1 protein-coding gene is annotated in these 1,437 nt (G+C 68.3%); it reads right to left on the reverse strand.

Annotated features, from left to right (window positions below):
- Positions 1-25 precede the first annotated feature (25 nt).
- The gene (locus tag D9C15_RS33075) at positions 26-1,252 is read right to left on the reverse strand and encodes an ISL3 family transposase (protein WP_128003702.1); all 1,227 of its coding nucleotides are present in this window, start codon (positions 1,250-1,252) and stop codon (positions 26-28) included.
- Between the last annotated feature and the right edge of the window lie 185 nt (positions 1,253-1,437).

The following is a 1,437-nucleotide window of genomic DNA, read 5'->3' on the forward strand; positions in this document are numbered from 1 at the left end:
AAGGCTCTGTTGAATTTCGAGTGGGTCACCGGGCATGAGGGTTGACCGCGCGGAAGTCGAGCTTGCCGGCGATCAGGAAGATCACGGTCCTGATCGTGTCGAAGCGGGTGAAGCCGCGCGCGCGGCGCTTGGCGGCCTGGAACAGCCCGTTGAGCGCCTCGAGGAAGCCGTTGGTCTGGCGGGTCTGCGCCCAGGCCACGATGCCCTCGAGGTGGCGGCGCACCAGCGCGGCGACCTCCTTCATCGGCTCGACCTTGGAGCGCATGACGCAGTTGCACCAGTGCTGCAGCATCGAGCGCACGACGTTGATCTGCTTGCGCTCGAGGATCTCGCGCAGCTGCTCCTTGTAGACCCAGGCGCGCGCCGTGCGCAGCGTGGTCATCCGGGCGACGAGCGCGTCCAGATCGGCGGCGGCCTCGGGCCTGAGGCTGGCGCGGTCCTTCAGCAGCGTCCAGCGCAGGCCCTTGAGCGACTTGTCGGCGCGCTGCTCGATGCGCCGCATCTTGTCCAGCGCCGCGTTGGCGTGCCAGACGACGTGGAACTTGTCGAAGGTGATGCGCGCGTTGGGCAGCTCCTCGGTGCAGCCCTTGATGAACGCCGGCGACATGTCGATGCTGACCGACTCGATCTGCTCGGGCGGGCAGCCGTGCGCGGCCAGTTCGTCGGCGATGGCCGCCACGGTCTTGACTTCGCGCCCCGGGGCCACGGCCAGCACGCGGCGTTGCTCGGCATCGGCGGCCAGCGTGATGTAGTCGTGGCCTTTTGCGCGCGAGGTTTCGTCGACGGCCAGCGCCTTGACGGCGCTGAAGTCGGCGGCCTGCAGCGCCAGCGCAACGTAACGGCGGCAAATCGCCAGCACCCGATACGGCGACAGCCCCACGATGCGCGCCACCGCAGCAAAGGGCATCTGCGGCGCCAGCATCAGCACCAGCGCTTCGAACAGCAGCGTGAAGCCCGACAGCTTGCCGCCAAAAGGCGGCTCGACCAGGCGCACCGCACCGTCGGGCAGCTTCACCCGCGGCGTGCGCACTTCGAGCACGCATTCGTGCTGGAAGAAGTTCAGGTGCCGGTAGCGCTTGGTCAGCGTGTCGTGCACCGGGTGCTCGCCGGCCACGCCCGCAACGCCGAAGCGGCTGCCCGCGGCGTAGTCGATGCCCACCGTCAGCACCTTGCTGGCCTCGTCGAAGCGCACCCCGGCGACGAACCACGGCGGCGCAATGCCCAGCGCCGCTTCGAACAACCTGTCATGCATGACAAACGCTCCTGCTCCTCATGGCCGATGCGTCAGCATGCCGCATCGGCCATGACGGCCAGCGTATCGGCTGACACCCGGCGTCAAGGGTCCGCTTCGCCGGGCTGACGCCCGCCCTTGACCCCGCGCGCCAGCCCCAACACCAACCACCACTGGGATCAACCCACTCGGAATTCAAGAGAGGC

It is taken from the genome of Piscinibacter defluvii, from assembly GCF_004011805.1.
Taxonomy (GTDB): domain Bacteria; phylum Pseudomonadota; class Gammaproteobacteria; order Burkholderiales; family Burkholderiaceae_C; genus Piscinibacter; species Piscinibacter defluvii.

What these genes read in the sequence shown, in the direction of transcription:
- D9C15_RS33075 (WP_128003702.1), bottom strand. Translation starts at nt 1,252, where the DNA reads ATGCATGACAGGTTGTTCGAAGCGGCGCTGGGCATTGCGCCGCCGTGG.